The following is a 23,328-nucleotide window of genomic DNA, read 5'->3' on the forward strand; positions in this document are numbered from 1 at the left end:
GTGTGACATCGATGTCAAGAAACGGGCCGGATCCTGACCGAAACCGGACAACCCGGAAAGCGCCTCAGCAGTCGCCGAGGAAGCGCCGCAGCACCCGCGTGCCGAAGTGCAGGCCGTCCACCGGCACCCGCTCGTCGACCCCGTGTGCCATGGCGCGGTAAGGGAAACCCGGCGGCAACGACAGCGGCGCGAACCCGTAGCACGCGATGCCGAGCTTCGTGAACGCCTTCGCGTCGGTGCCACCGCCCATGCAGTACGGCACGACGACCGCGTCGGCGTCCTCGCCGCGCAGCGCGGCGGCCATGGCGTCGAACCAAGGCGAGTCGACGGGCGCCTGCACGGGTGCCTGGTGCGCCACGAACTCGCGCTCGACACCGGGACCCAGCAGCCGGTCGATCTCGGCGAGCAACGCGTCCTCGGTACCGGGCAGCACCCTCGTGTCGATCTGCGCGGTGGCGACCGTCGGGATGACGTTCACCTTGTACCCCGCGTCGAGCATGGTCGGCGCGGTGCTGTTGCGGACCGTCGGCAGCACGAGCGAACCGGCGGCGCCGAGCGCGGCCACGGTGGCGTCCACAGTGGACTCGCTGGACAGGTCGACGGGCACGCCGAGTGCTTTTCCCGTCCGTTCGAGGAACGCGCGCACGGTGGGCGTGAGGTGCACCGGCCACCGGTGGCTCGCGAGCCGGTCGACCGCTGCGGCCAGCCGGGACACCGCGTTCTCGTCGTTCGGCCGCGAACCGTGGCCCGCACGGCCGCGCGCGGTCAGCTTGAGGTGCGCGGTGCCCCGTTCGGCGGTGCCGACCGGGTAGAGCCGCACGATCGACCCGTCCGCGGCGGGCACGTGGTACGAGTAACCGCCGGATTCACTGATCGCCGTCGCGCATCCTTCGAACAGCCCCGGATGTTCGGCGACCAGCCAGTGCGCCCCGAAATCGCCCTTGTCCTCCTCGTCGGCGACGAACGCGAGCACGAGATCCCGCCGTGGCCCGCGGCCGGTGCGGGAGAACTCCGCGACGACGGCGAGCACCATCGCGCAGAAGTCCTTCATGTCGGTCGCGCCACGGCCCCAGAGGAATCCGTCGCGGATCTCGCCGGAGAACGGCGGCACCGACCAGTCGGCCGCGTCCGCCGGGACGACGTCGAGATGTCCCTGCACGAGGAGCGCGGGCAAGGACGGGTCCTCGCCGGGCACCCGCGCGATCACGTTCGCGCGCCCCGGCGCCGACTCGATGATCTTCGCGTCGATTCCCGCGTCGGCGAGCACCTTCGCGACGTATTCGGCCGCGTCGCGCTCGCCCTCGGAATCGCCGTTGCCCCGGTTCGTCGTGTCGAACCGGATCAGCGCCGAACACAGCTCGACGGCGTGCTGTTCGGCCTGGACCCGCTCAGCCATATTTCCCCTGTACGGCGCCGCCCGCGATCGCGGTGACCACCTTGAACGCCTTCATCGCCTCGGTCATGTTGGGGGCGTCGAACCCGACCCTGCGCACCCCGATCTGCTCGACGGTCGGGATCACCGCGGTCGCCTGGGCGAGGTGGCTCGCGTCGAACTCGACCTCGATCCGGTGCGAGGCGGGTCGAGGTTCCACGCGTCCCGCCTGTCGCATGCCCAGCGTCGCGGCGTCGGTGAGCAGTTCCGCGGTGCGCGCGGGTGGCAGGCAGATCGCGGCGTAGCGGCTCACGCATTCCTTCACGGTGACCATTTCCGCGACCGGCGCGTAGTCCCGCGCGTCCTCGCACGCCTTGTCGTCGCCGGTCACCACGAGCACCGGCACGCCGTACTCCGCGGCGAGCCCCGCGTTGAGCCTGCCTTCGCTCGCCGGGACGCCGTCCAGCCACACGCCGGTGATCTGGTTCTCCAGGTAGGTGTGGGAGAGCACGCCGTCGAAACCGGCGCCCGCGTGGTAGCCGAGGAACACCACACCGTCGAGGCCGGAGTCGATGCCCTGCATCATCGACAGCGGCTTGTGCCGCCCGGTGAGCATCCGCGCGCGGGGATCCAGGTCCTCCAGCAGCAGGTTGCGCTGCGACGAGTGCGCCTCGTTGACCAGCACGTCGGAAGCGCCGGCGTCGAACAGGCCCGCGATCGTGGCGTTCACGTCGCCGGTGAACAGCCGCCGGAACCGCTGCCACTGCTCGGTACCGGGCACCACGTCGTCGGTCCAGGTGACTCCGGTCGCGCCCTCCATATCGGCCGAGATCATGATCCGCATGGGGCAAGACCGTACTGGGTGCGGCCGGGTGCGGGTGTTTTCACCCTGGTAGTGCCGCCATGGGCGGTCTGCGTGTGGCACGCGACACTTCTAGTTGCCACATACAACCATTGGCCTACCTTGTAACTAAGAGTGCCTGTTGAGCTACGGCTAGTTCCAGTAACGTCCGAACGGGTCAAGGGAGGCAGCGGAATGACGAGCACGCCTGGGGAATGGGACATCGTGACCAGCGTCGGCATCACGGCACTCGGTGTCGCGGCCGCGCGCGCGATCGAAACCCACCGAGAGGATCCGCTCGTCAGTGATCCCTACGCCGCGTCGTTCGTGCGCGCGGCGAACCCGCCGAACCCGATGCCGACCACCCCGGCCGAGGCCGCCGTGCTGGCCGACCACCAGGGCCTGTGGGTGCTGAACTCGGCCTACATGGCGGTCCGCACGCGGTTCTTCGACGAGTACTTCCTCCGCGCGACCGGCGAAGGCGTCCGGCAGGTCGTGATACTCGCGGCCGGACTCGACTCCCGCGCGTTCCGCCTGGCGTGGCCGTCGGGCACCACGATCTACGAGGTCGACCAGCCGAAGGTGCTGGGGTTCAAGCAGGACGTCCTCGACGAGCAGGGCGCCACCGCGCGCGGCACGCGTCGCACGATCCCGGTGGACCTGCGGGACAACTGGTCGGCGGCACTGCTGGGCGCCGGTTTCGTGCCGGGGGAGCCGACGGCGTGGCTCGCCGAGGGCCTGCTGCCCTACCTGCCCCCGGACGCCGAACAGCTCCTGCTCGACACGATCGACAAGTACTCCGGGCCGGGGAGCTGGCTGTCGGTCGAGCAGCCGGTCGACATGGCGCGGATGCTCGATGACGCGCAGGTCGGTGACGTCGCCACGCAGTGGGGGGTCGACATCCGCTCGCTCATCCACGATGACGACCGCCCGGATGCCAAGGACACGTTGCGCTCGCTGGGCTGGGAGATCAGTGACGAGTCCGCGGCGGACGTGGCGCGCCGGTACGGCCGGAACCTCGACGACGAGCTCGACCGGATGTTCGCGGTCAGCCGCTACGTGATCGGCAGGCGGTCGCAGTAGCCTGTGCGGGTGGTGCGCGACGGTGAGCCGGCGGGGGTGTCCGTCGCGGTCCTCTCACCCGAATCGGGCGGCTTTCCCCGGCACAGCCACGACGAGTACGTGCTGAGCGCGAACGTCACCGGCACGGAGAAGGTACGGCTCGACCGCGCAACCTTCGAAGCGGGCACCGAGGACGTCACGGTCTACAACCCGGGGCAGGTGCAGTCGTGCACCACGGAAACCCCCGAAGGCGCGAGCTGGTCGTGCGTCAGCGTCTACCTGCACCCGGACGGCCTCCGCGAACTCACCGGCGGCGCGCTCCCGGAATTCTCGAAACCCGTGGTCCGCGCGCCGGAGCTGCGGGCCGCGCTGCTCAGGGCGGCCCGGCACACCGGTGACGGCGCAGCGCGCGCAGAAGCCCTTTCGACGCTCGTGCTGGGCCTGTTCGATGCCGCGGGCCGGACGCCGCCCGCGGTGTGCGCGCCGACGGATCGCCGGATCGCGGCGGTCGCCGACCGGCTGCGCGCGGATCTCACCGCGGCGCCCCGGCTCGGCGACCTCGCGAACGACGCGGGCCTTTCGCGGGAAGCCCTGATCCGCGCGTTCACCCGCGCGACCGGTTCGCCGCCCTACGCGTGGCACTTGCAGGCGCGGCTGGCGGAGGGCAGGCGGTTGCTGCGAAGCGGACGGCCCGTCGCCGAAGTCGCACACGCACTGGGTTTCGCCGATCAAGCGCATTTCCACAAGCACTTCCGCGCCGCGTACGCCATGACTCCGGGGTGGTACCGGGCCACCGCGGCCTAGCGAAGAACTGCGCCATGCCTTCGGAATACCGGCGCGGAACCCGGGATTACCTCGGCTCACGGGACGATTTCTCCTCGCCGGTTTCCTTGCCGGTTTCCTTATCTTCACCCGGCCCGAGCACCCGCCGCACGCCGGGCACGTCCGGCACCGGATGACCCAGCTCCTCGACGAGGAGAACCCGACGCGGCCGCCGTTCGGCTGAGCGTCAACATCCGACAAGACGGCGCACGGGCCGTCCGCACAGGATCGGCACATGATCGGAGTGTTCTTCCTGGCCGCCGGGCTGGGGCTGCTGTTCAACGCCGCACCGGGCGCGGTCTTCACCGAATCGCTGCGGCGCGGGCTGCGCGGCGGGTTCCGCCCCGCGCTGGCCGTCCAGGTGGGCTCGCTCGTCGGGGATGCGGTATGGACGCTGCTCGGGCTCGCCGGTATCGGCGCCCTGTTCGCGGTGCCCGCGCTCCGCGTGCCGCTGACCGTCGGCGGATGCCTGCTGCTCTGCTGGCTCGGCGTGCGCGGGCTCCGCGACGGGATCTCCCCGGCGCGACGCGCGGATCCGGCGGCGGCGCCCGGACGGAGCGCCTGGTGCGCGGGCGCCGGCATGTCGCTGGGCAATCCGCTCAACGTCGTGTACTGGTCCGGAACGGCGAGCGCGGTGAACGGCGCGCTCGGCGGCGACGCCGGGTTCGCCGGGCTCGCGGTGTTCTTCACCGGCTTCATGATTTCGTCGCTGGCGTGGTGTTTCGTCTGCGCGGGCGGGATCGCGCTCCTGCGCCGCGCACTGCCGCCGGTCGCCGTGCGGGTGGTCGAGGGGCTGTGCGGTGCCGCGCTCCTGTGCCTGGCCGCGGTGGCGCTCGCCGGGCTCGGCTGACTCCACAGTGGACAGGGCACGACACGCCGGTGACGTATCGATTGCGCATCGGTGAACGGGAGCGCGGAAAGCCGCCGAATGCGGCCGATCGGGCGGCCGTACCGGCCAGAAGGGCAGGGCGAGGCCAGCACCTTGTCACCCGTCGCTACGCGGTCTAGACCAAGTGTGACACGAGACAACGGCGAGACAACGATCGGGTACTCACCGGCCCCGACATATATTGCGCGGTTCCACGCGCATGTGGTTACTTTTGCGCCTTGGGGTCAGACCTTCGCGGGACGGGGCCTCCCGGTGACGGGGGCCAAAACACTGATTGAGGTGGTCGTGGTGTTGTTGACCAGGAGAACCGGCCGGGCGACGGCCGCGCTCCTCGGCGCGGTGATGGTGGTCGCGGGTCCGTTCGCGGTACCGGCCGCGCAGGCGCAGCAGGAGGGCAAGACCCTGCGCGTGGCGCTCGTGCAGGAGATCGACCACCTCAACCCGTTCACCGCGGGCTTCGCGTCCAGCTCGATGATCGGCCGGATGAACTACGAGTTCCTCACGCTGCCCTCAGCGGAGGACGCCACGCCCACCGGCGGCATCTCGGACAAGTGGAGCACCTCCGAGGACAAGCTGACCTGGACCTTCCACATCCGGGACGGCATGAAGTGGTCCGACGGGAAGCCGGTGACCGCGAAGGACGCCGCGTACACCTTCAAGCGGATCATGACCGACAAGAAGGCGCAGGAAGCCAACGGCAACTACGTCGAAGGCTTCGTGGACGTGACCGCATCCGACAACTCCACGCTCGTCATCAAGACCAAGGCGCCGCGCGCCAGCATGACCGCGCTCGACGTGCCGATCGTGCCGGAGCACGTCTGGTCGGGCATCTCGGACATGGCCGACCCGAAGACCGACACCCCGGCCGTGGTCGGGGTCGGCGACGGCCCGTTCCTGATCACCGAGTACCGGCCGAACGAGGTCGTCACGCTCAAGGCCAACCCGGACTACTGGCGGGGCAAGCCGAAGTTCGACCAGCTGCAGTTCGTGGCGTACAAGAACTCCGAAGCGGCGGTGAGCGCGCTCAAGAACGGCGAAGTGGACTTCGTCAACCGGCTCACCCCGACCCAGTTCAACGCGCTGCAGGGCCAGTCGAACATCGCCACGAACAAGGCTTCCGGGCGGCGCTACCTGGACCTGCTGATGAACCCCGGCGCGCAGGACGCCGCCCGCCAGCCGATCGGTGACGGCAACCCCGCGCTCAAGGACGTCCGGCTGCGCAAGGCGATCGCTGCCGCGATCGACCCGAAGGAACTCGTCGACAAGGTCCTCGGCGGGTACGGCGAAGTGGCGGGCGGGCTGATCCCCTCGATGTACTCGACCTACCACTACCAGCCCGATCCGGCGAAGGCGTACAAGTTCGACATCGCCGACGCGAACCGCCAGCTCGACGCGGCCGGGTACAAGCGCGGTGGCGACGGCATCCGGACCTCCCCGGACGGCAAGCCGCTGAACCTCCGGCTCACCGCGCGCTCCAGCGAGGACTTCCCGCAGCGCACGTCGGAGTACATCGTCGGCTGGCTCAAGCAGGTCGGCATCAACATCGAGAAGCGCCTGGTGTCCGACGCCGAGGTCGACGAGCAGACCTCGTCCGGCAACTACGACCTCGCGCTGTCGAGCTACAACACCAACCCCGACCCCGACTACACGCTGGCGAAGCAGAGCTGCGGCAACCTGCCGGCGACGCCGGGCAGCGGCAGCACGGCGTCGTTCTTCTGCGACCCCCAGTTCGACCAGGCCTACCAGTCGGAGGCGGCGGAAACCGACCAGGCGAAGCGGTCCGAGTACACCCGGCAGGCGCAGGCCCGCTACTACGACCAGGCGCCCAGTTTCGTGCTCGCCTACCAGAACGTGCTCGAGGCGTACCGCTCGGACAAGTTCACCAACTTCGTGAAGCAGCCGGTCACCAGCGGCCCGATCATGGAGCAGACCGGGTACTGGGGCTTCTACGGCGCGACCCCGGTCGACTCCTCCAGTGCCTCCGGCGGCGGCAACACCGGACTGTGGATCGGAATCGGCGTGGTCGTGCTCGTGGTGCTCCTCGGCGGTGGCACGTTCCTCGCCAAGCGCGGCAAGTCCGCCGACGACCGCGAATAGCCCGCGCCAAGCCACCGATGCAGGAGTAACGCGATTTCCACGACATTCGACCAGCCACAGGCCCTCATCGACCCCGATGAGAACCGCGGTGGCACCGGAACCGGCCGGTTCGTCCTGAGGAAGGTGCTCGAAGGCCTCGTCAGCCTGGTGCTGGTGGTGGTGCTCGGGTTCCTGCTGTTCCGGCTGATCCCCGGCGACCCCATCGCGTCGCTGACCAGGGACCGGCCGACCAGCCCGGAGCAGATCGCCGAAATGCGCCGCCAGCTCGGCGTGGACAACCCGATGTGGCGGCAGTTCCTCGACTACGTCGGCGGGCTGCTGCACGGCGACTTCGGGCTGTCCACGACGTTCCGCCGCCCGGTCGGCGATATGATCGCCGAGCGGGTGGGTCCGACGCTGCTGCTGGTGGGCACGGCGACCGTGCTCGCGGTGATCATCGGGCTGTGGCTCGGCGTCCGCGCGGCCTGGCGCCACGGCAGCGCGTTCGACCGGGCGCACACCGGGATCGCGCTGACGCTGTGGTCGGTGCCGCAGTTCTGGCTCGGCCTCGTCCTGCTGATCGCGACGCAGGGCCTGTTCCCGAGCGCGGGCATGCGCTCACCGGACATCCCGGACGGGTTCTTCCCGCAGGCGCTCGACGTCGCGCACCACCTCGCGCTGCCGTGCGTGACCCTGCTGCTGGTGATCTACGCGCAGTACATGCTGGTGATGCGCTCGTCCCTGCTCGGGGAGATGGGCGCGGACTACCTGACCACGGCACGGGCCAAAGGACTGCGCGACGATCTCGTCCGCAAGCGCCACGCGGTGCCGAACGCGCTGCTGCCGACGGTGACGCTGGTGTTCCTGCAGTTCGGCATGGTGGTCTCCGGCACGGTCACGGTGGAGACCGTGTTCACCTGGCCCGGCCTCGGCCAGCTCCTCGCGCTGGCGCTGCGGGGGCCGGACCTTCCGTTGCTGCAGGGCCTGTTCGTGGTGTTCGCGGGCTCGGTGATCGTGATGAACATGCTCGCGGAACTGCTCTACCGCGTGCTCGACCCGAGGGTGCGTGCCCAGTGACCGAACCGGACAAGGCGCCGCCGAAGGACAGCGCCCGTGCGATGGCCCGGCGGCGACGCCGCGCGTCAGCAGCGGCGATGTGGCGCGAGTTCGCCGCGAACCGCGGCGGGTTGTTCGGCCTGTGCTTGCTCGCGTTGATCGTGCTGCTGGCGTTGCTCGCACCCGTGCTCAGCGACGAAACCGGGCTCGATGTCACGAAGGCGTCGGGCCGTGCATTGCAGGCACCGAGCGGGGACTACCTGCTCGGCACCGACGCCGACGGCCGGTCCGTGCTGCTGCTGACCTACTGGGGTGCGCGGGTCTCGCTTCTCGTCGGGTTCAGTGCGACGATCCTGTCGGTGCTCATCGGTACCGTCGTTGGGATCGCGGCGGCCCACTTCGGCCGCTGGATTTCGGCGCTGCTGCTGAGGTTCACCGACTTCTTCCTGGTGCTGCCCTCGCTCGTGCTCGCGATCGCGCTGTCCAGCGTGCTGCCGCACGGCGTCCCGACGATCATCGTGGCCATCGGCCTGACCTCGTGGCCCACCACGGCCAGGCTCGTGCGCGCCCAGACGATGACCATCGAAAGCAGGCCGTACATCGAGCGGTCCAAGGCGCTCGGCGGCGGGCACCTGCACGTCATCGGCAAGCACGTGTTGCCGGGCGTGATGCCGCTCGTACTGGCCAACACCACGCTCGTGGTCGGCAGTTCGATCATCGCGGAGTCCACCCTGTCCTTCCTCGGTCTCGGCGACCCGTCACTGGCGTCGTGGGGCCAGATGCTCGAACGGGCGCTCAGCGTCGGCGCGGCGACCAGCGGCGCGTGGTGGTACCTGCTGCCGCCCGGCCTGGCGATCGTCGTCGTGGTGCTGTGCTTCACCCTCGTCGGCAGGGCGCTGGAGACGGTGCTCGACCCGCGTCTGAAAGAGGTGCGTTCGTGACCGCGCTGCTGGAGGTCCGCAACCTCGGCATCACCTACCGGACCGCGGGGGGCGACGTACCCGCCGTGCACGGGGTCGACCTGCGCCTCGACCCCGGTGACACCCTCGGTGTCGCGGGGGAGTCCGGCTCGGGGAAGTCCACCGTCGCGATGAGCGTGCTGCGGCTGCTGCCGAAGACCGCGAAGGTCACCGGCGAGATCCTGCTCGACGGCGAGGACGTCACCACGATGAAGTGGGGCAGGCTCCGCGCGGTGCGCTGGGCCGACGCCTCGGTGGTGTTCCAGGGCGCGATGCACGCGCTGAACCCGGTGCGGCGCATCGGCGACCAGATCGCCGAGCCGATCCGGATCCACGCCGCGAGCGGGAACGCGCCGACCGACGCGCAGCTCAAAGCCAGGGTCGCCGAGCTGCTGGAGCAGGTGGACCTGCCGCCCGCGCGCGCCGGGGCGTACCCCCACGAGCTCTCGGGCGGGCAGAAGCAGCGCGTGATGATCGCGATGGCGCTGGCGTGCGAGCCGAGGCTGATCATCGCCGACGAGCCGACCACCGCGCTCGACGTGATCGTGCAGGCCCAGGTCCTCGACCTGCTGAGCAGGCTGGTCGCCGAGCGCGGCATCGGGCTGATCATGATCAGCCACGACCTCTCGGTGCTCGCCGCCACCTGCGCCGAGATCGCGGTGATGTACTCGGGCGAGATCGTCGAGCAGCGGCCGGGCCGCGAGCTGATGGCTTCGCCCCAGCACGAGCACACCAGGGCGCTGGCCGCGGCGTTCCCGACCGTCGGTGATCCGGTGTCGCGGTTCGCGCCCGCGACCAGCACCCCGCTGCCCCCGGAGCCCGAGCACCAGCCGTCCCCGGACGCGCTGCTCGTCGCCGACGACCTCAGGGTCAGCTTCCGGGACCGCAAGGGCGCCATGATCAAGGCGGTCGACGGGGTCGACCTCGAGGTGCGGCGCAACGAGATCGTCGCGCTCGTCGGCCAGTCCGGCTCCGGGAAGACCACGCTCGCGCGCACCATGCTCGGCCTGCAGAAGCCGACGTCGGGCCGCGTGCTCTACGACGGTTCGCCGGTGCCGTCCTCCGGGGCGGGGCTCAAGGCGTACCGGCGCCAGGTGCAACTGGTGCTGCAGGACCCGACGAGCGCCTTGAACCCCCGGCACAGCGTGTACGAAGCCGTCGCCGAGGGCCCGCGCATCCACGGGATGTCCGGCGACGAACGGGACATCGTGCGCGCCGCGCTGGAGGCCGCCGAGCTGCGGCCCGCGGAGCGGTTCATGCCCCGCCTGCCGCACGAGCTGTCCGGCGGGCAGCGGCAGCGGGTGGTCATCGCGGGCGCGCTGGCGCTGCGGCCGAGCGTGCTCGTCGCCGACGAGCCGGTCGCCTCGCTCGACGCGTCCGTCCGCGGCGAGATACTCGGCCTCCTGCTGCGCCTGCGGCGGGAGCTCGGGCTGGCCGGCCTGGTGATCACCCACGACCTCGGACTGGCTTGGAACATCGCCGACCGGGTCGCCGTGATGTACCGCGGCGAACTCGTCGAACTGGGCACCGTGGACGAGGTGCTGCTCGACCCGCGGCACGACTACACCAAGTCATTGCTCGCCGCGCTGCCCGGCGGCACCGCGGCCTAGCCGGACGGCCCGCGGCGGCCTCGAAACCGCCGCTGCCGTCGGGCTCAAGAGCGGCGAAGTGTAATCTCCTACCCCAACATGGCCACCACTATTGACCCCAGTACGGCGGGCTCCGATGCCGAGCAGGCGGAGACGGTCCGTGTTCGCGTCCCCTCCCGTTTCCCGTACCGGACCATCGCGATGGGCACCATCGGCAGCACGCTGCTGATGATCGGCGCGCTCGGCGCGGCGGGCGTGCTCATCCGCGACCCGATCCTCGGGCACGGGCCGATGTCCTGGATCCGCTACGGGCACGGCAGGGCGATCGCCAACGCGTTGCTGTACATCGGGTTCGCCCTCATCGTGTGGGCGTGGGTCCGGCTCGGCCGGTACGCGATCACGCGCCGGATCGGCAGCGGGCCGATCCTGGCCGCGGCCGGCTGCTGGATGGCGCCGCTGCTGATCTCGCCGCCGTTGTTCACCAGGGACGTGTTCTCCTACCTCGGGCAGGGCGCGCAGCTGCTCTACGGGCTCGACCCGTACCAGCACGGGCCCGCCGAGCTGGAAGTACTGCCGAACGTGGTGCAGAACGTGCACCAGGTGTGGCAGACCACGCCCGCCCCGTACGGGCCGCTGTACCTGCTGATCTCCAAGGGCGTCGTCGCGATCACCGGCGACAACCTGATCCTCGGCGTCATCCTCACCAGGGTGGTCCTGCTGGTCGGGCTCGCCATGACGCTGTGGGCGCTGCCCCGGCTCGTGCGCCACCTCGGCGGCAACCTGCCGATCGCGCTGTGGCTCGCGGTGGCCAGCCCGATGATGGTGATCCACCTCTTCGGCGGCCCGCACAACGACCTGATGATGATCGGCTTCCTCACCGTCGGCGTGGTGGCCGCGCTCGAGCGCAAGTACCCGGTCGCGGTCGTGCTCATCACGGTGGCGATGCTGATCAAGGCCACGGCCGCGATCGCGCTGCCGTTCCTGGTGTGGATGTGGGCGAAGGACCTCAAAGGCAGTGAAAACGGGGTCAGGTTCAAGAACTTCGTCAAGGCGGGCGCCGCGTCGGTGGCGATCTTCGCCCCGGTTTTCGTGGCGGGCACCTGGGTGGCGCTCGGCTCGTTCAACCTCGGCTGGGTCGCCGGGTTGAAGGCACCCCAGCTCATCGCGAACTGGCTCAACCCCCCGACCGGGGTCGGCGAGGTGTTCTACACGCTCGTGCACCTCGTGGTGAACGTGCAGTCCTCGCCGTTCGTCACCGTCGCCCGGGTGATCGGCATGGCCGTGCTCGCGGTGTTCGTGGCCAGGCAGTGGTGGCTCGCGCGGGTCGGCGGCACCGAGGCGATCCTGCGCGCCGCGATCAGCCTGCTGTCCGTCTCGATCCTGTTCCCCCCGACGCTGCCGTGGTACTTCACCTGGGGCTTCGTGATCCTGGCCGCGTTCAAGTGGCGGCAGCGGCACCTCGCCGTCGTGGTGGCGGTGTCGGTGTTCCTGGTGCTGGTGTACTACCCGACCGGCGAGCAGGCCCTGTACGACTGGTGGTTCATCGCGGGCGTCGTGGCCGTCAGCGTGTACGCGGCCGCCTCACTGCTGCGGCCCGACCCGCTGGGACTGGTCGCGGCGTTCAAGAAGCAGTCCACTCCTGCCGAAGCGCCGTTCCTCGCCGAACCCGCGAAAGCCGAACACGCCGAATAAGGCCCACCGACGGGCGCGACCGTGTTGAATGCCGTCGAGGGTCCCGATCAGGAAGCGACGGTGTTTTCGATGCGTATCGGTTCACGGTTCCGCCGCGCGGCAGCCGTCGTGCTCGGCTCCGTCACGGTGCTGGCGACGATGGTGGTCCCCGCCGAGGCGGCAGGCTTCGCCTGGACGCCGACGCCAACGGGTTCGGACGCGAGGCTCCGCGGGCTGTCCGCGGTGTCCTCGCAGGTGGCGTGGGCGTCGGGGAGCAACGGCACGATCCTGCGCACGGCCGACGGCGGCGCGCACTGGGCGCAGGTCGCCCCGCCGGGCACCACCGAACTCGACTTCCGCGACATCGAGGCCTTCGATGCTCAGCACGCCGTGGCGCTGTCGATCGGTGAGGGCGAGGCGTCCCGCATCTACCGCACCGCCGACGGCGGCCGCACCTGGGCGGAGTCGTTCCGCACCACCGATCCGAAGGCGTTCTACGACTGCGTCGCGTTCTTCGACCCGTGGCGCGGGCTCGTGATGGGCGACCCGGTGGACGGCAAGATCCAGATACTGGCCACAGTGGACGGTGGGCGGCACTGGCAGCCGATGCCGAAACAGCTCCTGCCCGACGCGCAGCCGAACGAGGCCGGGTTCGCCGCGAGCGGCCAGTGCCTGACCACCCGTGGCCCGTTCGACGCGTGGATCGGCACCGGCGGCGGCGCGACCTCGCGCGTGCTGCACTCGTCGAACGGCGGCCTCACCTGGCGCGCGGCGACCACACCGATCGCGAGCAGTGCTTCGGCAGGCGTGTTCGCCACCGGGTTCACCGATCCCCGGCACGGGCTGGCGATCGGTGGCGACTACGCCGCACCGTCGAACCCCGCGCCCGCGCTCGCGGTGACGCGCGACGGCGGCCGCACGTGGCGCCCGGCCGCGGACGCACCCGACGGCTACCGGTCAGGGCTCGCCTGGCGCGGCCGGAGCACGGTGATCGCGGTCGGCCCGACCGGCACCGACGTCAGCACGGATGCCGGGCAGCACTGGCGGCTCGTCGACGGCGGCAGCTTCGACACCGTCGACTGCGCGCACGGCGCGTGCTGGGCGGCGGGGGAGAAGGGCAGGGCCGCGCGGTCCGCATGACGATGCGCTACCGGCTGGCGGCCGGATTCGTGGGGTTGGTCGCCGGATGCGCCGTGCTGTCCGGGTGCACGACAGGCCTACCCGATCGCACCGAGCAAGTGCGGCGGCTCGAAGCTGAGATCCCCGCGCTGCCCGGCGTGGCGAAATTCCACGTGAGCTACCAGAACGACTTCGAGTCCGGTTCGTCGCTCAGAACCACCGCGTATTTCCCGACCGCGACCGAACCGCAGATCGTGGCCATCGCCCAGCGCATCACGGACCTCACGCACGGACAATTCAACGGATACCAACAGGAGCACGAATTCGTCGTCGGCAATCGGGCCCAGGTCACGACCGGCGCCGAACCGGACCCGCGCGAGGTCGCGGACCGCGTCCGGCGGCTCCGGCAGATCAGCTCGGCGCTTCCGGCTGCCGAGATCACCTGGAACGGCCGCGGACTCGACGTGCACGATGTTCCTGAGGCCGCGGTGTCCTTCGCCGCCGTGCGCGGTGGTCTCGCGGGTAAACCCGCGCGGGTCACGGTCTTCACGCAGGGCGCCGGGCCGTCGTGGGAGGTCGACTTTCCGTTCGACGCCGAGCAGGAACGCCAGCTCGCAGCACAGATGGCCGGATTGCCGGTCGAAGTGACGTTCGTGGCACTCAAGAACGGTTTCCTGTCGAGTATGAACGCGGGAGTACGCGATCCGGCGAAGGCTTATGCGGATCTCGCCGCGGCGATCGCAGCCCTGCATGCGACGCGTGCGCACCCCGTGTACCTGACATGGCATCGGGACGGCGAGAAGGGCAAGGGGCTGAAATTCGCCGGGAACGTGCACGTGGCCGGCTGCCAATATCCCCGCACGGCAGGCGAAGAGGATCCCGGCAGGTACTACACGCCGGAAGCCCTCGAACTCCAACGTCGATTGCGCACCGAGTTCGACGCCTGCCGGTAGGTCACCGGCTGGACCAGCCCCGCCATCGGGTGACCTCGGTACGCACCACGACGCCTTCCGGCGGGCGCTCGCGGTACTGCGCGTACTTTTCGCACAACCAGGCCACGGGTTCGGCGCGGGCGTCCTCGTCGACGATCGACGCGGTGCCGTCGGCACGGACCCACCACAGGTTCGCCCAGTCCTCGTCGTAGGCGTCGGTGAGGAACGCGACGGCGGAATTCTCCGCTATGTTGCGCAACCGCCGCAGATCGGTGCTGCGCTTCGGTTTGTGGTCCACGGCGAACACGATCACGTCGTCGCGGACGGCGAAGGTCACCGGCACCAGGTGCGGGACCCCGGCCGCGTTCGCGGTGGCGAGCCGGGCGACGCGCGCCTCGGCGAACAGTGCGGTGGCGTCCGTCGGCTCCATGACCGTCAGCGTAGTGACGGCTCGCGCCCCATGCGCCGCAACAGTCTGTCCTGCCGAGTGAAACCGGGGGAACCCGTTGGTGGCGCGAAGAACCGGTGCGTCGTGTCCGCGGCGGCGGGGGTTTCCGCGAGCCCGGCGTAGATCCGGTCGAACCCGTCGTCGAGCCAGCCGAGCAGGCCGGCGTCCAGCGTGTCGTCCACGCCGATGGCCCGTGCCAGATCCCAGGTGTGCACGATGCTGTCGGCCGTCCGCACGGCCAGCGCCTGGCTCCCCACGACCCGTCCGAGCGGGTAGTCCAGCACCCGCGCCAGCGCGCCCGGCCTGGCGAAAGCGTCCGCGCAGTCGCGTACGGAACCCCGGAACGCGCCGATCGGGTCGGCGCCGAGCGCGTCCGCGTCCCGCCCGGCGAGGTACCCGGCTGCCGTCCCACCGTCCACAAGGGACACATAGTTGCGGTTGCCACTGGTCATGTGGTTCACCAGGTCGCGCACTTTCCACTCCGCGCACGGCGTCGGCGCGTCCCACTGCGCCGGTCGCACGGCTGCCAGCAGCCGGTCGAAACCGGTGCTGGCGGCGACGAACCGCGGGATGATCCCCTCGAAGGCGTTGTTCATGCGGACGAGCCTGCCGATCGCCGACGCTTCGCGCTGGCGGGTTTCCGACCTCACGCGAAGGCGTCGACCCCGGTCAGCTCCGCGGAAAGCGCCCACAGCCTCGCCGCGGCGGCGGAATCGACGGCGTAGCCGCACACCCCGGTCATGGTGCCGTCGGCCGGTGCCGGTTCGGCGATGTCGCAGTCTTCGAGGTACACCCCGCCCATCCCGTCGAGCTGCGGCGACGTCGCCGCCCAAACCTGGGTCGCCGCGCCTTGCCCGGTGTCCTTCGTCTCGCCGGTCAGCGCGCCGTTCTCGTCGAGCATCCCGCGGGCCACCAACTCGTCGTTGGTGAGGTGCCGCACGAGGTTGGTCAGGATGCGGCCGGGGTGCAGCGCGAACGCCCGCACGCCACGGGCACGGGCGAGATGGTCGAGCCGGACTGTGAACAGGATGTCCGCGGTCTTCGCCTGGCCGTAGGCCTCCCACTTGTCGTACCCGCGCTCGAACTGCGGGTCGTCCCAGCGGATGCCGGAGAAGAAGTGGCCCCGAGAGGACACCGAGACGATCCGCGCGCCGGGGGCGAACGCGGGCCACAACCGGTTGACGAGTGCGAAGTGGCCGAGGTGGTTCGTAGCGAACTGCGCTTCCCAGCCAGGCCCGATCCGCGTTTCCGGCGCGGCCATGATCCCGGCGCTGCCGATGAAGAGGTCGATCCCGCGCCCCGAGGCGATGAAACGCCCGGCGAAGGCGCGGACGCTGTCGAGATCCGCGAGATCGAGTTCGTCGATCTCGACGCCGCCGACACCGGCGAGCGCTTCTTCGGCGCTGGCGCGACGCCTGGCCGGTACCACGACGTGGGCACCGGCGGCGACGAGCGCGCGGGTCGTCTCCAGGCCGATGCCGGAGTAGCCGCCGGTGACGACGGCGAGTTTCCCGGTCAGGTTCACGCCGTCGAGGACCTCGCTCGCGGTGCTCGTGGCGCCGAAGCCCGAACCGATCTTGTGCTGTGCGGTGGTCATGTCCGCGACGCTACGACCTGGAGCGTGCTCCAGCGCAAGTGCCGGAGCCGCCCGGCATGGCGAGGCCGTTCGCGAGGCTTTCCAGCGCCTCGCGCACGATCGGGCCGAGCGGGCCGTCCCCGTCGCCGCGGATCCAGAGTGTCGTGGCGGCGCCGAGCGCGGAGCTGACCGTCGCGGCCACCAGCCGCGGGTAGACGTCGGTCCGCACGTCGGTCCCGGTGCGCGCGGCGATCGCCTCGGCGAGCGACTGCTCGGCGACCGCGACCGCGCGCAGCATCTCGACCTGCAGCGCGGGCTCGGTGATCATGAGCTTCAACCCGGTCATCCACCGCTTGTCCGGCCGGTGTCCCTCGTGGTCGAACTCGTCGAGGACGGCCGCCGTGAGCGCTTCCCACAGCGATTCCTCCGGCGGGCGCGCCCGCAGCACCTCGGCCATCACCACGGCGCGGTCGACCTGCCTCGCCGAGATCGCCTCCGCCTTGCTGGAGAAGTAGTTGTTGAACGTGCGCGGGGAAACCCCCGCCGCGGACGCGATGTCCTCGACGAGCACGTTCTCGAAACCGCGTTCGATCGCCAGCCGGATCGTCGCCCAGCTCAGCGCCGCGCGCGTCTCGCGCTTCTTGATCTCCCGCCGCCCGAGCCCGGGGGTCTTCGGGGCCGCCCCGGAAGCCTGCATGTTCCCGACGCTAGCAGGAAGCCCGGCCCAGGTGGCCTACGCCAGCGCCGGCTCGAGGAGCGTGAGGGCGCCCGCATCGGCGTCCAGTTCGCCCGGCACGCCGAGGGCCAGCGTGGGGGACCGGGGCACGTGCCCGAACCCGCACTCCCACAGCATCGGCACACCGAGCGGGCCGAGCCGGTCGAGCATCAGCGCCCGCACCCTGCCGAGGTCACCGCAGCCGTGCCACGAGCCGAGCGCGATCCCGGCGACGCCGTCGAACCAGCCGGAGCGCAGCAGCTGGGTCAGCAGCCGGTCGAGCCGGTAGACGTCCTCCGTGATGTCCTCGAGCACCGCGATCGCGCCCTCGGCGCCACGGTGCTCCGGGGTGCCGATGCTGGCGGTCAGCAGGCTGAGGTTGCCGCCGACGAGCCGGCCGCGCGCCACGCCCGGCCGGAGGGACTCGACGGACTTCGCCAGCACGGTCGCCCGCTCCGGTTCGAACAGTGTGGCGCGCAGGTGTTCGGCAGCCGTCTGGTCGAACAACGCGCTCGCCGGCATCGGCGAGAACAACGTGGACAGTCCTAAGTGGACGCCTACGGCTTCGTGCAGCGCGGTGATGTCACTGGAGCCCGCGAGCACCTTCGGCCCGGCGGCCGCCAGCGCCGTCCAGTCGACGTGGTCGAGCATCCGCATGCTGCCGTACCCGCCGCGCGCGGCGAACACCACGGAGACCGCGGGATCCGTCCAGGCCGCGGTGAACTCGGCGGCCCGGTCTTCGTCGGTGCCCGACAGGTAGCCGAACCCGGGATGCCGCCCGCGCACGCACGGCCCCGTGCGCACGGTCAGGCCCCAGCCTTCGAGTACGCCGATGGCGGAGTCGAGCAGGTCCGGCGGCACCGGTCCCGCGGGCGCCACGATCGCCATCGTGCCGCCCGCGGTCACCCTCGCCGGTTTCACCGCTGAAGGTCCAGTGCCGCCACACCCGGGGTGTCGAAGCCGAAGACCTGGCCGTAGAACGAAAGCTCGGCCTCCAGCACCGCGACGATCGTCTCCGCCTTGCGGAAGCCGTGCTGTTCGCCGTCGAAGGTCAGGTAGGCGTGCGGGATGTCCTTGCCCCGCAACCCGGCGACGAACCGGTCGGCCTGCTCCGGCGGGCAGATCTCGTCTTCGAGCCCTTGCAGGAACAGCACCGGCCCGGCCAGCGTCCCGGCGTGGTTCATCGGCGAGCGCTCCCGGTAGCGCTGCTCGGCTTCCGGCAGCGGGCCCACCAGCCCGTCGAGGTAGCGCGACTCGAAGTCATGCGTCTCACCGCCGCTGCCCGTCCAGCGGTACAGGTCGAGGATCGGGTACTTCACGGTGCCCGCCCGGTAGGTCCGGACCGTGGTCATCGAGGCGGCCGAGGTGTACCCGCCCGCGCTCCCGCCCCGGATCGCGAGCCGCGCGGGGTCGGCGATGCCTTCGGCGACGAGTGCTTCGGCCACCGCGACGCAGTCGGTCACGTCGACGACGCCCCACTGTTCGCGCAGCCGCTCGCGGAACCGCCTGCCGTAGCCGGTGGACCCGCCGTAGTTCACCGCGACCACGCCGATGCCGCGGCTGGTGAAGAACGAGAAGTCGAGATCGAGCACCGGGAAGTTGCGGCCGGTCGGGCCGCCGTGGACGTGCACCAGGTACGGCGGCAGCTCGCCGTCGGGCCCGGCGTGCTCCGGGTTGGTCGGCGGGTACAGGTAAGCCGGTACCGGCTCGCCGTCCTTCGTGGTGAACACGCGCTCCTGCGGTTCGGGGAGGTAGTCCAGCGGCGGCAGCGCCTTCGCCGACGGCGGCTCGCCCTCACGAGGTGTGATCTCGGTCGTGGTGCCCGTCGCGATGTCGGCGTACATGACCGCGCCCTCCTGCCGCGGCCCGGCGGCGATGCCGACGATCCCGCCGCGGTAGGAGGCCATCGTCGGCGACCACGCCGTGAGGTGGGACGCCGAGGGCACCGCGGTGACGGTCGCGGTGGCTTCGTCCAGGACGGCGAGCCGCCCCGAGTTGAGCACCGCGTGCTTGCCGTCGCCGAGCGGGCTGAACCACCGGGCGCCGACCCGCCACATCGCGCCGCCGAGTTCCTCGGTCACCGGCGCGAGATTCGTCACCGTCCCGTCGAGGCCGATGCGGTGCAGGTTCCACCAGCCGTCCGGGTCGAGCAGCGCGAGCAGGGTGCCGCCGGCCTCCCACTGGACCTGGCACACCGAGACGCCGGGGCCGCCTGCGAGCACGCGGTGCGGCCCGAAGCCGCCGTCGCCGGTCAGTTCGGCGACGCACAGTTCTGTTTCGTCCCACGGCATCGACGGGTGTTCCCAGCCGAGCCAGGCGGCGTGGGTGCCGTCCGGTGACAGCTGCGGCGCGGTCATGAAGTGGTGGCTGGCCGCCAGCACCCGCGGCTCGCCGCCGAACGGGGACAGCGACACCAGGTCGCGGCGGACGTCGGCGCGCCGGACGCCGATGCTGCTCTCGCGGACCGCCCACACCTGGTCACCTGGCCCGTGCCGGAGGTCGCCGTAGCGGACGCCCTGCGGCGACTCCGGCTCGCCGGTGATCGGGGTCACCTGGCCGGTGTCCAGATCGCGGACGTAGACCCGCTGGTCGTCCCAGTGCGTGAACACCAGCGAGCCGCCGACGGCGATCCACGGGACACCGCCGTACTCGTGCAGCCGGTTGCGGGCGTTCCACGGCTGCGGCAACAACTCCTCGACGCGGCCTTCGGCCGACGCGCGGACGACGGCGAGCCGCCCGCCTTCGTCCGGCCTCCCCTCCGCCCACCAGACCTCGCCGTCGATGACGTCGAGCCACTGCGCGGAGCCGCCTGCGGTGGCGACGTCGGCGGCGCTGATCGGGGAGTCCCATGAGCCGTAGGGCATGATTTTCGACACGGCTGCAGAGTAGCGGCAGGTCCGCCACGCCAAGAGCGAACAGCGCGAAGCCGGGGCGGCGGATGCCGATCATGCAGGGGTGGCTTAGGGTCTGTGGTGTCATGGCTCGCGTAATTCACGTCTTCCGTCAACCCGACCGGTTCGTCGCTGGAACCGTCGGGGAACCCGGCGACCGCACGTTCTACCTCCAAGCGTCCGAGGACGTCCGCACGATCAGCGTGACGATCGAGAAGCAGCAGGTAGCGGTCCTCGCCGAACGTCTCGCGTCCCTGCTGGAGGAGGTCGCGAACCGCTTCGGCGCCGAGGTGCCGGAGGAGGTGCCCGACGAACTCCGCGATTCGGAACCTCTCGACGTTCCGGTCGAAGAGGAGTTCCGGGTCGGCACCATGGGCCTCGGCTGGGACGCCGAAAGCAGCGCGGTGGTGATCGAACTGCTCGCCATCACCGAGGGCGAGGTCGACGAGACCGTGGTGCTCGACGACACCGAGGAAGGGCCCGACGCGGTCCGCGTGTTCCTCACACCGGCCGCCGCGCGCGCGTTCGCGGACCGGGCCGACCGGGTCGTCAACGCGGGCCGCAAGCCGTGTCCGCTGTGCGGCGAGCCGCTCGACCCGGACGGCCACATCTGCCCGCGACAGAACGGGTACCGGCGCGACGCCGACCTGACCGAGGACTGAGCGTGACCACCCAGGAGCCAGCCGAACCGTCGGTAAGACCGGACGGTGAGTTCGCCAGGGAACTCGTCGAGCGCGGTTCGCTCGAGGTGGAGGGCAGGCTCGTCGACGCGTCGAACGTGACCCTGTTCTGCGTGATCGAGCTGGACGGCGTGGCCGCGAACGCGGTGTACAAGCCGGTGGCGGGCGAGCGCCCGCTGTGGGACTTCCCCGACGGCACGCTCGCCGGCCGCGAAGTGGCCACGTACCTGCTGTCGGATGGCTCGGGCCTTGGCGCGGTGCCGCCGACGGTGCTGCGCGACGGGCCGTTCGGCCCCGGCATGGTCCAGCTGTGGATCGAGACCACCGACGACGACCTGGTCGACGTGCGGGCGCCGGAGGAACTGCCCGACGGCTGGCGCGTGGTCCTGCACGCGCACGACCGGATGGGCGAGCCCGCCGTGCTGGCGCACGCGGACCGGCCGGAGATGCGCAGCCTCGCGCTGCTGGACATCATCGCCAACAACACCGACCGCAAGGGCGGGCACGTGCTCGGCGGGGTCGACGGCCGCGTGTACGGCGTGGACCACGGGATCTGCCTGCACACCGACCCGAAGCTGCGCACCGTGCTGTGGGGCTGGATCGGCGAGCCGATCGGCGACGAGGCCACCGAAAAGCTGCGCGAGCTGCCCGCCAAGCTGGACGGCGATCTCGGCGAGCAGCTCAAGCCGCATCTCATCGGGCTCGAGATCGGGGCGATCCGCGAGCGCGCCGAGCAGCTACTGGCGGCCGGGGTCTTCCCGGAGCCGGCTGATGACTGGCGCGCCGTCCCGTGGCCGCTCTTCTGATACTCGGGTAGGACGGGGACATGCGCCGTGTGTCCTATCGGGACCGACTCACCGCACCGCTGCCGACCCCGCGCGAGATGATCCGGATCCTGCGCGAAGGCGGGTTCCGCGGCTCCACCGAGCGGGCCGATCGCATTCCGGTCCGCCGGGACGGGCTGCCCGCGCTCGCCGCCGGCGAGTCGAGCTGGACCTGGGTCGGGCACGCGACCTACCTGGTCCGGCTCGGCGGGGTGACCGTGCTGGCCGACCCGGTGTGGTCGGCGAAGATCCCCGGGGTGCCCCGCAGGCTCACCCCGCCCGGTCTGGCCTGGGCCGAGCTGCCGCCGATCGACGTGGTGGTGATCAGCCACAACCACTACGACCACCTCGACGCGCCGACGGTGGACCGGCTGCCGAGGCAGGTTCCGGTGCTCGTCGGCGCGGGACTGGGCCGGTGGTTCCGGCGGCGCGGCTTCACCGAGGTGATCGAGCTGGACTGGTGGGAGCCGGCGGCGGTCGCCGGGCTGAGGTTCGACTTCGTGCCGTCGCACCATTGGAGCAGGCGCGGCCCGTTCGACGCGTGCAGATCGCTGTGGGGCGGCTGGGTCGTCACCGCGCCGGACGGCACGCGCACCTACCACGCGGGCGATTCCGGTTACGGCGGCTGGTTCGCGGAGATCGGCGCGCGTTATCCCGGTATCGACGTCGCGATGATGCCGATCGGCGCCTACGAGCCGCGGTGGTTCATGAGCCCGGTGCACCTGGACCCGGACGAGGCGGTGCGCGCGCTGTCCGATCTCGGCGCGCGCAGGCTCGCGTCCATGCACTGGGGCACGTTCGTGTTGACCAAGGAGCCCGTCGACGAGCCGCTCGACCGGATCAGGTCCGCGTGGTCGGCGGCGGACCGTGATCCCGCCGACCTGTGGGCACTGGCGGTCGGCGAAACCAGGACGCTGCCGTCGCGCCGGGCCCGGCGTGGCGGGGAGACGACGGGTGCCCCGCGCCGATAACGTCCCGCTCCGTGCGCTCTCATTCGTATGACGACGTGCTGTCCGGCCCGCGCAAGCGGAAGATCCCGGAGGTGCCTGCCGAACCGGGCCTCGTGGTGGAGGACCCGGGGAGCGGTTTCTGCGGTGCGGTGGTGCGGCTCGAATACGGCAACGCGGTGCTCGAAGACCGCCACGGCCGTCATCGCGTGTTCCCGCTCGCCCCGGCCGCGTTCCTGCTCGAGGGCAAGCACGTGACGCTGGTCCCGCCGAAGGCCGCGGCCGAGAAGGCGCCGACGCGGTCCGCCTCGGGCTCGGTCCGGGTCGAAGGGCTCAAGGCGCGGGTCGCCCGCGACTCCCGGATCTGGGTCGAGGGCAAGCACGACGCCGAGCTCGTCGAGCGGGTGTGGGGCCACGACCTGCGGGTGGAAGGGGTCGTGGTCGAGCCGCTCGACGGTGTCGACGTGCTCGCCGACCGGATCGCCGAGTTCGGCACCGGGCCTGGCCGCAGGCTGGGGGTGCTGGTGGACCACCTGGTCCGCGGCAGCAAGGAGTCCCGCCTCGTCGAGGGGATCAGGGACGAGAACGTATTGGTGACCGGCCACCCCTACGTCGACGTGTGGCAGGCGGTGAAACCGGCGTCGGTCGGGATCGAAGCGTGGCCGGCGGTGCCGAGAGACGTGGAGTGGAAGGTCGGCATCTGCACCGCGCTGGACTGGGGCGAACCGTGGGAGGGCTGGCAGCGCGTGCTCGCCGGTGTCCGCGGCTTCCGCGACCTGGAAACCCCGCTGATCGGCGCGGTGGAACGGCTGATCGACTTCGTCACCGAACCGGGCGAGGAGTGACTAGGTCACGCCTA

Annotated in this window: 22 protein-coding genes; 14 read left to right on the plus strand and 8 right to left on the minus strand. The window is 70.9% G+C overall.

The genetic code is table 11. The features are described from left to right. Positions 1-64 precede the first annotated feature (64 nt). Positions 65-1,396: a M20/M25/M40 family metallo-hydrolase gene (locus ABD256_RS00815; RefSeq protein WP_344412211.1), complete on the minus strand. Its 1,332-nt coding sequence runs from the start codon at positions 1,394-1,396 to the stop codon at positions 65-67. Then, positions 1,389-2,216, minus strand: a complete 828-nt coding sequence (locus ABD256_RS00820) for a M55 family metallopeptidase (protein WP_344412213.1) — start codon at positions 2,214-2,216, stop codon at positions 1,389-1,391. The genes ABD256_RS00815 and ABD256_RS00820 overlap by 8 nt, the downstream gene beginning before the upstream one ends. 192 nt (positions 2,217-2,408) lie before the next feature. On the opposite strand from ABD256_RS00820, the gene ABD256_RS00825 reads away from it, so the two are divergent. The 10 genes from ABD256_RS00825 (at position 2,409) to ABD256_RS00870 (ending at position 14,409) form a co-directional block, all read left to right on the plus strand. Continuing rightward, on the plus strand, positions 2,409-3,296 hold the full coding sequence (locus tag ABD256_RS00825) for a class I SAM-dependent methyltransferase (RefSeq protein ID WP_344412215.1): 888 nt from the start codon (positions 2,409-2,411) through the stop codon (positions 3,294-3,296). A 9-nt stretch (positions 3,297-3,305) separates the two neighbouring features. Then, positions 3,306-4,079, plus strand: coding sequence for a helix-turn-helix domain-containing protein (locus tag ABD256_RS00830; RefSeq protein ID WP_344412217.1), 774 nt, complete (start codon positions 3,306-3,308; stop codon positions 4,077-4,079). Positions 4,080-4,332: 253 nt separating this feature from the next. Continuing rightward, positions 4,333-4,947, plus strand: a complete 615-nt coding sequence (locus tag ABD256_RS00835) for a LysE family translocator (RefSeq protein WP_344412219.1) — start codon at positions 4,333-4,335, stop codon at positions 4,945-4,947. 381 nt (positions 4,948-5,328) lie between these two features. Then, on the plus strand, positions 5,329-7,083 hold the full coding sequence (locus ABD256_RS00840) for an ABC transporter substrate-binding protein (RefSeq protein WP_344412652.1): 1,755 nt from the start codon (positions 5,329-5,331) through the stop codon (positions 7,081-7,083). 33 nt (positions 7,084-7,116) lie between these two features. Continuing rightward, the gene (locus ABD256_RS00845; protein ID WP_344412654.1) at positions 7,117-8,139 is read left to right on the plus strand and encodes an ABC transporter permease; all 1,023 of its coding nucleotides are present in this window, start codon (positions 7,117-7,119) and stop codon (positions 8,137-8,139) included. 41 nt (positions 8,140-8,180) lie between these two features. Next, on the plus strand, positions 8,181-9,059 hold the full coding sequence (locus ABD256_RS00850) for an ABC transporter permease (protein WP_344412656.1): 879 nt from the start codon (positions 8,181-8,183) through the stop codon (positions 9,057-9,059). Further along, positions 9,056-10,687, plus strand: a complete 1,632-nt coding sequence (locus tag ABD256_RS00855; RefSeq protein WP_344412221.1) for a dipeptide ABC transporter ATP-binding protein — start codon at positions 9,056-9,058, stop codon at positions 10,685-10,687. Before ABD256_RS00850 ends, ABD256_RS00855 begins: the two co-directional genes overlap by 4 nt. 78 nt (positions 10,688-10,765) lie before the next feature. Next, positions 10,766-12,358, plus strand: coding sequence for a polyprenol phosphomannose-dependent alpha 1,6 mannosyltransferase MptB (gene mptB / locus ABD256_RS00860; protein ID WP_344412223.1), 1,593 nt, complete (start codon positions 10,766-10,768; stop codon positions 12,356-12,358). 69 nt (positions 12,359-12,427) lie between these two features. Continuing rightward, positions 12,428-13,477, plus strand: a complete 1,050-nt coding sequence (locus tag ABD256_RS00865) for a WD40/YVTN/BNR-like repeat-containing protein (RefSeq protein ID WP_344412225.1) — start codon at positions 12,428-12,430, stop codon at positions 13,475-13,477. After that, positions 13,474-14,409 carry a hypothetical protein gene (locus ABD256_RS00870; protein WP_344412227.1) on the plus strand — a complete coding sequence of 312 codons (936 nt, stop codon included), beginning with the start codon at positions 13,474-13,476 and terminating at the stop codon, positions 14,407-14,409. Before ABD256_RS00865 ends, ABD256_RS00870 begins: the two co-directional genes overlap by 4 nt. A 1-nt stretch (position 14,410) precedes the next feature. Here ABD256_RS00870 and ABD256_RS00875 read toward each other — a convergent pair whose 3' ends face one another. Genes ABD256_RS00875 through ABD256_RS00900 form a run of 6 tightly spaced genes read right to left on the minus strand, consistent with a single transcriptional unit; the run spans position 14,411 to position 20,003 of the window. Further along, the gene (locus tag ABD256_RS00875) at positions 14,411-14,818 is read right to left on the minus strand and encodes a TIGR03668 family PPOX class F420-dependent oxidoreductase (RefSeq protein ID WP_344412229.1); all 408 of its coding nucleotides are present in this window, start codon (positions 14,816-14,818) and stop codon (positions 14,411-14,413) included. A gap of 5 nt (positions 14,819-14,823) precedes the next feature. Further along, complete coding sequence (locus ABD256_RS00880; protein ID WP_344412231.1) at positions 14,824-15,486, minus strand: TIGR03086 family metal-binding protein; 663 nt, start codon at positions 15,484-15,486, stop codon at positions 14,824-14,826. Continuing rightward, positions 15,483-16,433, minus strand: a complete 951-nt coding sequence (locus ABD256_RS00885) for an SDR family NAD(P)-dependent oxidoreductase (protein WP_344412233.1) — start codon at positions 16,431-16,433, stop codon at positions 15,483-15,485. Before ABD256_RS00885 ends, ABD256_RS00880 begins: the two co-directional genes overlap by 4 nt. 10 nt (positions 16,434-16,443) lie before the next feature. Next, positions 16,444-17,109 carry an acyl-CoA-like ligand-binding transcription factor gene (locus ABD256_RS00890; RefSeq protein ID WP_344412235.1) on the minus strand — a complete coding sequence of 222 codons (666 nt, stop codon included), beginning with the start codon at positions 17,107-17,109 and terminating at the stop codon, positions 16,444-16,446. A gap of 36 nt (positions 17,110-17,145) precedes the next feature. Further along, complete coding sequence (locus ABD256_RS00895; RefSeq protein WP_344412237.1) at positions 17,146-18,048, minus strand: S66 peptidase family protein; 903 nt, start codon at positions 18,046-18,048, stop codon at positions 17,146-17,148. Continuing rightward, on the minus strand, positions 18,045-20,003 hold the full coding sequence (locus tag ABD256_RS00900) for a prolyl oligopeptidase family serine peptidase (RefSeq protein WP_344412239.1): 1,959 nt from the start codon (positions 20,001-20,003) through the stop codon (positions 18,045-18,047). The genes ABD256_RS00895 and ABD256_RS00900 overlap by 4 nt, the downstream gene beginning before the upstream one ends. A gap of 101 nt (positions 20,004-20,104) precedes the next feature. Between ABD256_RS00900 and ABD256_RS00905 the strand changes: the two genes are divergently transcribed. Genes ABD256_RS00905 through ABD256_RS00920 form a run of 4 tightly spaced genes read left to right on the plus strand, consistent with a single transcriptional unit; the run spans position 20,105 to position 23,314 of the window. Continuing rightward, complete coding sequence (locus ABD256_RS00905; RefSeq protein ID WP_215544349.1) at positions 20,105-20,680, plus strand: DUF3090 domain-containing protein; 576 nt, start codon at positions 20,105-20,107, stop codon at positions 20,678-20,680. After that, positions 20,677-21,504 (plus strand): SCO1664 family protein, encoded by an 828-nt coding sequence (locus ABD256_RS00910; RefSeq protein WP_425546361.1) that lies wholly within the window; start codon positions 20,677-20,679, stop codon positions 21,502-21,504. Before ABD256_RS00905 ends, ABD256_RS00910 begins: the two co-directional genes overlap by 4 nt. 20 nt (positions 21,505-21,524) lie before the next feature. Next, complete coding sequence (locus ABD256_RS00915) at positions 21,525-22,493, plus strand: MBL fold metallo-hydrolase (protein WP_344412245.1); 969 nt, start codon at positions 21,525-21,527, stop codon at positions 22,491-22,493. A gap of 11 nt (positions 22,494-22,504) precedes the next feature. Then, positions 22,505-23,314, plus strand: a complete 810-nt coding sequence (locus tag ABD256_RS00920; RefSeq protein WP_344412248.1) for a DUF3097 domain-containing protein — start codon at positions 22,505-22,507, stop codon at positions 23,312-23,314. Positions 23,315-23,328 lie beyond the last annotated feature (14 nt).

Origin of the sequence: Amycolatopsis minnesotensis, assembly GCF_039529815.1 — a bacterium.
Classification (GTDB): domain Bacteria; phylum Actinomycetota; class Actinomycetes; order Mycobacteriales; family Pseudonocardiaceae; genus Amycolatopsis; species Amycolatopsis minnesotensis.